The sequence below is a fragment of the Nesterenkonia aerolata genome (assembly GCF_031470965.1).
Lineage (GTDB): Bacteria > Actinomycetota > Actinomycetes > Actinomycetales > Micrococcaceae > Nesterenkonia > Nesterenkonia aerolata.
The window spans coordinates 1-8662 of sequence record NZ_JAVKGR010000033.1 but is presented as its reverse complement, the minus strand read 5'-3'; the positions used below and the strand labels follow the sequence as shown (position 1 = coordinate 8662).

12 protein-coding genes are annotated in these 8662 nt (G+C 61.6%); 5 read left to right on the top strand and 7 right to left on the bottom strand.

Annotated elements, in window-relative coordinates; all coding sequences use genetic code 11:
• The first annotated feature begins 166 nt into the window (after window positions 1–166).
• On the top strand, window positions 167–835 hold the full coding sequence (locus tag RIL96_RS13065; RefSeq protein WP_310549457.1) for a TetR/AcrR family transcriptional regulator: 669 nt from the start codon (window positions 167–169) through the stop codon (window positions 833–835).
• A 342-nt stretch (window positions 836–1177) separates the two neighbouring features.
• Here the strand turns inward: RIL96_RS13065 and RIL96_RS13060 are convergent, their stop codons facing one another.
• Both RIL96_RS13060 and RIL96_RS13055 read right to left on the bottom strand, forming a co-directional pair.
• Window positions 1178–1321: a hypothetical protein gene (locus RIL96_RS13060; protein WP_310549456.1), complete on the bottom strand. Its 144-nt coding sequence runs from the start codon at window positions 1319–1321 to the stop codon at window positions 1178–1180.
• Window positions 1322–1693: 372 nt separating this feature from the next.
• Window positions 1694–2359, bottom strand: coding sequence for a TetR/AcrR family transcriptional regulator (locus RIL96_RS13055; protein WP_310549455.1), 666 nt, complete (start codon window positions 2357–2359; stop codon window positions 1694–1696).
• 96 nt (window positions 2360–2455) lie between these two features.
• On the opposite strand from RIL96_RS13055, the gene RIL96_RS13050 reads away from it, so the two are divergent.
• From RIL96_RS13050 to RIL96_RS13040, 3 genes are all read left to right on the top strand, one after another.
• Complete coding sequence (locus tag RIL96_RS13050; protein ID WP_310549454.1) at window positions 2456–2995, top strand: hypothetical protein; 540 nt, start codon at window positions 2456–2458, stop codon at window positions 2993–2995.
• A 485-nt stretch (window positions 2996–3480) separates the two neighbouring features.
• On the top strand, window positions 3481–3828 hold the full coding sequence (locus RIL96_RS13045; RefSeq protein ID WP_310549453.1) for a hypothetical protein: 348 nt from the start codon (window positions 3481–3483) through the stop codon (window positions 3826–3828).
• A complete protein-coding gene (locus RIL96_RS13040) occupies window positions 3825–4046 on the top strand; it encodes a hypothetical protein (RefSeq protein ID WP_310549452.1) in 222 nt (73 codons plus the stop codon). Before RIL96_RS13045 ends, RIL96_RS13040 begins: the two co-directional genes overlap by 4 nt.
• A 146-nt stretch (window positions 4047–4192) precedes the next feature.
• On the opposite strand, the gene RIL96_RS13035 is transcribed toward RIL96_RS13040, so the two are convergent.
• On the bottom strand, window positions 4193–4504 hold the full coding sequence (locus tag RIL96_RS13035; protein WP_310549451.1) for a winged helix-turn-helix transcriptional regulator: 312 nt from the start codon (window positions 4502–4504) through the stop codon (window positions 4193–4195).
• 94 nt (window positions 4505–4598) lie between these two features.
• Between RIL96_RS13035 and RIL96_RS13030 the strand changes: the two genes are divergently transcribed.
• Window positions 4599–5369, top strand: coding sequence for an NAD(P)H-dependent oxidoreductase (locus RIL96_RS13030; RefSeq protein WP_310549450.1), 771 nt, complete (start codon window positions 4599–4601; stop codon window positions 5367–5369).
• A gap of 19 nt (window positions 5370–5388) precedes the next feature.
• Here RIL96_RS13030 and RIL96_RS13025 read toward each other — a convergent pair whose 3' ends face one another.
• From RIL96_RS13025 to RIL96_RS13010, 4 genes are all read right to left on the bottom strand, one after another.
• The gene (locus tag RIL96_RS13025; RefSeq protein WP_310549449.1) at window positions 5389–6798 is read right to left on the bottom strand and encodes a plasmid recombination protein; all 1410 of its coding nucleotides are present in this window, start codon (window positions 6796–6798) and stop codon (window positions 5389–5391) included.
• Window positions 6799–7084: 286 nt separating this feature from the next.
• Window positions 7085–7426, bottom strand: coding sequence for a hypothetical protein (locus RIL96_RS13020; protein WP_310549448.1), 342 nt, complete (start codon window positions 7424–7426; stop codon window positions 7085–7087).
• 24 nt (window positions 7427–7450) lie between these two features.
• Window positions 7451–7819, bottom strand: coding sequence for a hypothetical protein (locus RIL96_RS13015; protein ID WP_310549447.1), 369 nt, complete (start codon window positions 7817–7819; stop codon window positions 7451–7453).
• Between the two features lie 9 nt (window positions 7820–7828).
• Window positions 7829–8605, bottom strand: a complete 777-nt coding sequence (locus tag RIL96_RS13010; RefSeq protein ID WP_310549446.1) for a hypothetical protein — start codon at window positions 8603–8605, stop codon at window positions 7829–7831.
• Between the last annotated feature and the right edge of the window lie 57 nt (window positions 8606–8662).

The following is an 8662-nucleotide window of genomic DNA, read 5'->3' as shown; positions in this document are numbered from 1 at the left end:
GACATCTGGCCAGTCTCGCAGGACGGGCGCTATATATTTTTCAGACATGCCCTAGATCGAGAGAAGCTGCTCGGGACCGAGCCAACTGGAAGCGGATGCAAGATATCCACATAAGAGAGCCTAGCATGGAAACGGATTCTCTACATCCACTTGCTACGGTGGGGGCATGGAAGAACCGAAGCTGCGCAAGGATGCTGTTCGAAATCGGGAGCGATTGCTCGCTGCAGGACGCGCAGTATTCGCCGAACGGGGCCTGGACGCGACGCTCAATGATGTCGCCCACCGCGCCGGTGTCGGGGTCGGTACCGCATATCGGCGGTTCGCGAACAAAGAGGAACTCATCGATGCGATCCACATCCAGCAGGTAGAGGAGCTGGAGAGGATCCTCACCACAGCCCTGGCTGAGCCGGACCCATGGTCAGGGCTTGTGTTCTATCTCGAACACTCTCTGGCAATCCAAGCGAAGGACCGTGGCATGGCGCAGGTGCTGTCGGGACAGTTCGCCCAACCGCGGAGATACGATTGGGGCCGAGACCGGCTCGCCCCTCTGCTGAACAAAGTGGCCGATCGCGCCCGCGAAGCAGGTCTGCTACGTGACGACGTGACAGGCACTGATCTGATCTTGTTGCAAGTTGCTCTCACGACGATCGCATCGACCACGCCCAACAGCATTGACGCAAATGAACCCGGTGACATCAGCCAGCTCTACCGCCGGTATCTCTGGATCGTCCTTGACGGGCTCCGGCCTGACCGAGACACCACTACGCTGCTTCCGGTACCTCCGCTGACCACCCAGCAGACCCACACGCTTCTCGGCTCCGCCTCGCATGAGTGAGGCACAGGCAGAGACTCAGTGGACGACCAGGACGGATGGCGTATCTCCCGACCAGAAGGTCTGCCAAGGAGGGACCACCGTCCCTTCAGCTCAGGATCACCGCGAGGCCATCTCAGCCCCTGTCGACCACCCTTTCGGAGAAGCCCAGTGGAGCACGAACTCGCCTGCTAGCCTCTGGGTCGGACTGTCGCGCTATAAGCCTGGCGCCTCGGGGCGCGCGGTGGAGACGGAGCCTCCTCCTGAAAACTGGCTGACGTCGGCCGATGCGGACCCGATCCTCGGTGTGCGACAGCGGGTGTCCTCCGCCAGCCTCACCGCGTTCCTCGCAGCTTTCTCTGCCGTCTACGCGAAGCCGATTACCCACTCATCAAGCACAGGCGGATCGACTCGGTAGCCGGTGAGCCCGACGATGTCGGCATCGGCGTCTCCGGCGAAGACCGTGCTGACCGGGATGAGTGCGTTCCGCAGCGCGTCGGCGCGGTGCATGACCGTGGGGATAAGCGTGCCCCAGCGCAGCTGTTGCCGGCGATGAACGGGTGGATAGCCTCGAACTGCGCGTGCGCGATCGCGGCCCGCAGCGGCGAGCCACCAGGACCGCCGAGCTAGTTCTGCTCCTGCCGCAGCCCACGCTCCATTCGCGGCTCAACCACGTGTTGGAGGCCCACGAGGTCCTCGACCGTGACGGTGAATCACTCCGTGGCGTCAGCAATCATGACTCCGATCCTGACGCCTGCCGGAGGCATGACCGTCATCACACAGATGGGATGGGCACTCGATGACATCATCCTGGCGGGCAATACGGGAATAGCGGGAGCGCTGCTCCGTAAACCCCCACTTGCTGTCATACTCGTGGCCCGGTCAACGCTGCTGAAGGAGTGGGAGGTCGTCGCAACCGGGGGCTTGCGGAGTTCCCTCCGGCCGGGGGTTCGGGCTAGTCAAGGCTTCGCCAGAGTAAAGCGCTTGCACTGTTCGCGACCATGCTGCGACGCCTTCCCGATCGAGCGGGTCGGCGCCGAGCGCCTCGGTAATACGATCCCGCAATACAAGTACGGAGATGTCGTGAACAAGCAAGACCACCGCGAGATGGCGATGGTCGATATCTGATGCGATCGCCTCATCGTCTGCGAGCTGGTCAATCAGCCCGCAAGAGAACTCTGCAAGGCGATCGAACGCTCGACGAGCACGATCTCCGTTGGATGTGAGCAGGCGTGCGAGATACGGTCCGATGGTCGAGCCTGCGAGCAACTGGGCGACAGAGCCCGTCGTCGCCTCAGAATTGAACGCTCCGCCCGACTCGATCGCAACCGTATGCAGCAGCCGCTCCACTACGCTCAGCGCATGCTCGTCAGTGGCGTTGATGAGACCGCTCCGGGAACCGTAGTGCTTGATGATGAGGGGCTGCGACACCCCTGAGTGACCGGCGATCGTACGCAGTGACACCGTATCGAAGCCGTCACGGCCGAACAGCTCGATGGCTGCGTCCCGAATGATCGCCTTCGCTGTGCGATCCCCTAGTGAATACATGATAACTATAGTGACTGTGCATTCACCAGCGCGCAAGCCTTGCACGAAAGGAAGTCAATGATGGCGCTATGCTCATGGGTCAGGCGGGTTGACGAGATGTTAATCTCACCCGGCGCGACCCCGGGTGAGCGCCTACTGGGGTACAGCGCGGGCCTCTTCGGTGCGGCCTTCGCCGCAGCTCTGGCCACACGTGCTGACACTGCGCTCTGGGTGATCGCCGTGGTCGCCATCGTCGGCTTCGACGTCTTCGGTGGCGTCGTCGTCAATGCCACCCCGTCGGGTTCACGCCGATTCCACGGCGCGAAGACCTCTCGATGGTCCGGTTTCGGATTCGTCGCCATGCATGTCCATCCGCTGGCGCTGGCGCTCCTGCTGCCGGAAGAGATGCCCTGGGCTACAGCTATCGTCGTCTACGCGGGTGTGGTGCTCGCTACCGTGCTTATTAGCGTTGCGCCGAAGTTCTTGCGGCAGCCCATTGCCTTTGCCGCCGCCGCGATCCTGATCGCATTAACGACCGTCATGCCGCCACCGGCCGCTCTGATTGCTTGGGTGCTCCCGCTGCTGACAGTCAAGCTCCTGCTCTCGCATCTTCTGCCACATCCGGCGATCGAGCCATCACACCACTGTTCCAGCTAGCGGCGTCATACAGTCGTTCGTGCGCCCTGCAGGCTTGACGTGCTACACGCGACTCAGTTTTCGAGTCTGCCGAGTCCACGCTCTTAACACCGCGCCCGCTCTTCTGAATGCACGCTCACAACCGTGCAAGGTGGCCTCCGAACAGCCATCCAGAGGCTGCGCTAGTACTTTCTCTAGCACTTTCAATGAAAATGACCTCCAACCTGGTTATCAAAACCCCAGGTCAGAGGCCACTTTCCATGTGTGCGCGAGGGGGGACTTGAACTGTCCATCGCGCTCGTACATGGAGATACACACTAGTACCTCGATCCGCATGAAATCAACGATCTAGAGACGCGGTTCATCGAACAACAGCGTTGAGATTCATCTAGATACATGGTCGGTGCCCCATCGTTTGCCCCATGGGGCAGCATCTGTGGGGCGGCAGCGGAGGCCGCTGCCCGGGAGTGAGCACGAAAGTGCTGACGACCCGAGAGGAACCCGCTATGCCGTCGATGCACCAGAAGCTGGCTGACCAAATCCGCGCCAACGAAGAGTCCTTCCGAGCGATCTTCACCGCACTGGATGCAGGGGAGTCCCGCGAGGGCCAGGACCCTATGGACTCGCTGCATGAGGAACCGCTGGAAGTGGTCCTCGAGCGCCAGGTCGCCATCGTGCTGACTACTGGAGGCCCGCATGTGGAGATCGTGGCCGCCCTCGATAGCGAGGGGAACATCACCAGAGCTTCTTGGCACTCCTACTGGGGAGAGGAGAAAGTCGAGAAGGTCATTGGTTCCGATGAAGCGGCATACCGAGCTATCGAGTACTTCGTCGAAGGTGTCTTGGTGGCATGACCAACGAACAGCAGCAACTCCCCAGGGGCGGCGTGCGCCGCTTTGAGAACAACGAATATCTCGCATACATCGACTTTGACCCCCGGACCGACCGCGACGTTTACGTCGTGGTCGTGAGGGGGAAGTTGCCCAATGGTGCCCACTTCCACATGCTGGAGGACTTCCGAGAGAACTATCCCGAGGCCCGCGCACTGGTGAAGAAGACCAGAGGCCTATGACCACGCAACCCATCCTGCCCACTCGGTGCTCCGACACCGGGTGGGTTTTCTTTTTTGATTGAACGATGTGGGACGGCTCGCAGACGGGCCTGCTACCTCGGGCTTGAACCTGGCGGAACCTCCCGACTTTTATTTCGCCACTTACTTCAGGCCGTACTCTGCTTGCCATACACGGCTCCCCACTCGTTCATCACCTCGACAACTGGTGCGAGGCTTTGTCCCAGCTCGGTGAGTGAGTATTCAACCTTAGGCGGGACCTCCGGGTAGACCTCACGATGGACGATTCCGTCTTCCTCTAACTCTCGAAGCTGGCGGGTGAGTGTCTTCCTGTTTGCTCCTGCTAGTAGCTTGCTCAACTCACCGAATCGGAGGGTTCCTTCCAAAAGATGTTTGACCACCGTCAGCTTCCACGTCCCACCCAGCACAGAGACAGCCACCTCAACAGGGCAGACCTCCATAGCTCTCTTCACCGGCAAACGCATAAAACTCCCGAACTAGGGACAAAAATGTCCGTACTTCCGTTCATGATCCTCAACAACAAGGATAGCTAACATGACTCACCGAACCGTTCTCTGGATCAGTGCCCACCCGGAGCCTCGCTCCCTGAACCACCATCTGCGACGTAGTGGCATAGACCACCTGAAGGAATTGGGCCACACCATCGTGGAGTCCGATCTCTACGCGATGGATTGGAACCCAGTAGTCACTCGATCCGACGCTGGAATCGACGCTGGTGAGCGGTTCCGCGCGAGCGAGGATGTTCGCACGGCCTACCGCAAAAACCGGCTTCCCGCCGATGTGGTTGCTGAACAAGAGAAGCTTCAGCGAGCCGATGCTCTGGTAGTCCAGTTTCCGCTGTGGTGGTACGGAATGCCTGCCATTCTCAAAGGATGGTTCGATCGGGTTTTCGTCAGCGGCTTCGCCTTCGGCAAAGACCCCGATACTGGGAAACGTCTTCGCTATGAGCAAGGGCCGTTCGTTGGGAAGCGTGCCTTGGCCGCAGTGACGGTGGGCGATCGTCCTGCATCGATCGGGCCGCGAGGCAAAAGTGGTGACCTTACCGAACTTCTCTTCGGGCTTTTGCACGGAACATTCGCGTACACAGGAATGAGCGTGCTCCCTCCATGGGCGTTGCCCAGCGCAGACTTCATATCGGATTATGACGCCGCCAAGGACAGTCTGCTTCTCAGATTGACTGACCTGTTCACACAGCCGACCATTCCTTACCGACCGCAGTTCACGGGTCAATACACCGATGAATGGGCTCTGCGTCCCGACATCCTCCCCCAGGAGACAGGCTTGTCGATCCACATAGAAGGCTAACCGCCATCGCCAGACGTGGTCACCACCCCGCTTCAAGCTCGCCATCGCCCTTCTCCTGGTCGTCCCAGCCCATTGCGGTCAGCTTCTGGTCCAGCCTCTTCTCGGCTGCGGCTTTGGCGTTCTCGGACTTCTGCTTGGCCGTGGAGACACCCCGGTCCAGCGCCTGTGAGTGCTTCTGCTCGAAGTCCTCGAACTGCGCACGGAGCTTCGGACGGTTCTTCAGGAACGCGCTCCAGATGGCGGGCTTCTCCAGCAGAGACTTCCTAGCAGCCTCCAGCCGATCCCGTGACTCCTGGTAGGCCTTCTCCAGCGCGCGGGCAGCGTCCAGCTTGCTCCGGACCTGTGCCCGGGCCTGCTCTGCCTCCTGCCTCTCGGCAGTAGCCTTCTCGCGTTCCTCCTGGGCAGCGCGCTGATCCTTCACCAGCATGGCGTGGATTCGCCGGTTCTCCTGTTCGGCTTCGGCAGCGCCGGTGTTCTTGCCCTTGTTGAAGCCTTCGGCGTAGCCCTTCTTCCGGCCCTCCTGAAGACCGCGTTTGCTGCCAGCGGTGAACCCGGCCCGTTCAGCAGCCGCCTCCAACTGGGAGAGCTGGGCTTCCCGGGCCTGGTGCTCCTGTTCCTTGACCTCCAGTGCGGCAGCACGGTCCTCCAGGGCTTCTTGGGCCTCCTGAATCTCGACGTATTCCTCCTTGGTGTGCTTGCGGCTGCTGCGCACCGGATCAGCGTCCAACTCCACGTCGAACCCGGCACCGTGCATCCGCTTGCGGAACCCAGCCTGGTAGCCCCGCATCTTCTTCTGCGCAGGGATCGCCTTGCCCTTGTCGTCGGTGACCTCCCTGTGCTGGCCCCACATCTGTGAAGCGGTCACCCGCAGGTGGCCTTCGTGCTTCGGATCAGGCGCATAAGTGTCCGCGACCAACTGAATATGAGGCGTGGTCTCATCGAGATTCAGGTCGTACCCATGGACGGCCTGCTGACCACCCAGCAGCACCTCATCGCAGAGATAGTCCACGGTCTCGTTGAAGTAGCGCATCATCTCGTCGTGGTCCTTCGGTACCCACCGGGTACGGAGCTCCCCATCGCTGCGCCGGTACCGTTCAGGTTTGCACATGCTCTTGGGCAGGTGCGCCACAATCGTGGTCGTGGTGAAGCTGCGCCCGTTGATCTTCCGGTAGACCTGGCTCTCCCGCTGATCGCCGTAGTCGATCACCTCCTGGAACGAGGTAGCCGGACGGAAGCCGCCGTGCCCGTCGTTGACCATGCTCACGTTGTTGGCCGACAAGTCCGCGACGATGTTCGGGTTCCGCTTCGCCTGGCGCTGGACTTCGTCAGCGTCCAGTGCGCGGAAGGCCTCCTTGATCTTGCGGACACGCGGTCCCTTACCCTCGCTCTGCCGGTGGTGTGCCACGTCGAAACCTGCTCTGCCTGTCACCTTGACCTCCTTGTGCTGCGTCGAGCCTCTGCTGCCGCCTCTCCCCGCACCACAAGGAGGTGAAGCCGATCTGCTGCCCCGGGTCCCTGCTGCGCTGCCCGGAACACCAGATCGTCTTTAGGCGCCATAAAGTCAATCCCGCAGGGATTGACGGGCGCCCTCCGGGGGTCGCGGGCCAGTGGCCCGCAGGCACAGTGCCCCGGCAGCCGGACCGAAGCCGCGCTTCGTCCCAGCGCCGGGACCCTGTGCGGAAGGGACTGTTCCATCACCGCTGTGCGGTGCCGTCTCATGCCCATACCGGCCTCCCTCCTGCGTCGGTGTCGCCTGGATTAGTCATCGGGCTGTCCGAACTCTCCGCCGGCTGGCGGGGAAGTTCGGCGCTGGTGGTGTCCGCACCGACCAGCCCTGCCAGCGCCCGGCGACCCTGCTCGGTCTCCAGCGCATGCTGGATGGCCTCCACGTCCTCGGCGGTGTCGGCGTCTGCAAACCCGGCCAGCCACGCGCCCAGGCGCTGCTGTGCGGAGACCTTGGCCTCCTTAGCGGCCTTGGCCTCGGCGCGCTTAGCGGCCCTGATCTTCCGATCCAGTTCCCGGCGCTGCTGCTTCATCTCTTCAACGGTCTTGGCCATCCTGTTCTCCTTCCTTGTCGTGGTTCAGTACCGGATATGAGGGCAGGAAGGACCGTCACAGTCGGGGAATCTGCGGGCATGTTCGGCCTGCATCTCAGCGGTCCTAGCCATGTCTGCTTCCACCCAGTAGTCCCAGATATAGCCATCCGCAGTCGCGCCAGCAGTGGCGTCGGCCGCCTGCCTGTGTGTCTCTTCCTCTGCCCATTCCACGTAGGCATCGCTGATCTTCAGCCGCTCCAGCACGTTGGCGTCCTTCAACTGGTCCTGCTGGAACAGCTCGTAGGCGGCCTGCCTGGTCCAGGTGTCGGGGCCGTGGTCTGCGATGTAGCGCAGTTCCTCGGGTGAGAACTGGGCCAGGTAGTTCTTCAGCCGGTCTTCGGGTGTGGTGGTCACAGGTTTCTCCTATCGTTCGATATGGGGTGATCCGAGCGCGTAGTCGCGTTCGATCTCTTCGATCTCTTCTTCAGTCAGCGGGCAGGGGTCCATGTCCTCGGGGGTGAGGACGTACGCACCTGTGGTGGCGATCATGTGACCTACGTAGGGTGCGATGGCATCGAGGTCAGCCTCGATCTGACGTTCCTGGTCGCTCTTGGCGTGCGTCCAGTAGCGTTCGGAGACCTTCGGCAGGCCAAACATCGTCAGCAGTTCCAACCGCCACCACAACGGCCCGTTGCCGGTGCCGCTACTCAACCACGGGATGTGGATGACGCCCTGGCGTTGGGCGATGACGATGGACTTGGCAATGCGGTCCAGCCGCTGGGCCTCAGAGATAGTGCCGTCCTCATCGAGCAGGGCGTCGAGGCGGTCGAAGTAGTCGATCCACTGGGGCTCGGTTTTACGCACTGGAGAGCGGGTCCAGACTTCTTCTCCGAAGTCGTCATCCCACTTCTTCAGCCCGGCGTCCACAGAGCGGCCCAGCAGCGCCTGTTCGGGCGTCTTCCACGGAGCGGTCTGTACGTGAGCGACCTCGTAAGGCACGCCATCCAGCACAATGTGATCGACCCGCAGGCCCTCAGCAATGGGACGGCGTTTACGGTCGAACTCCATCACCATCTGCTTGTCCACGACACTGGCCTCGAAATCCCACCGGTTCTCGATCCGCGTCAGCTCCTGCACCGAAGGGAACTGCTTATAGGAGCAGGGCACTGCGCCCTCCCGGGTCACTATCAGCCGGTACATATGGGGCTATTCACCGTTGAGCGTGGAGTCCCTGTTGGTGGGGGATCCTGCGGCGTC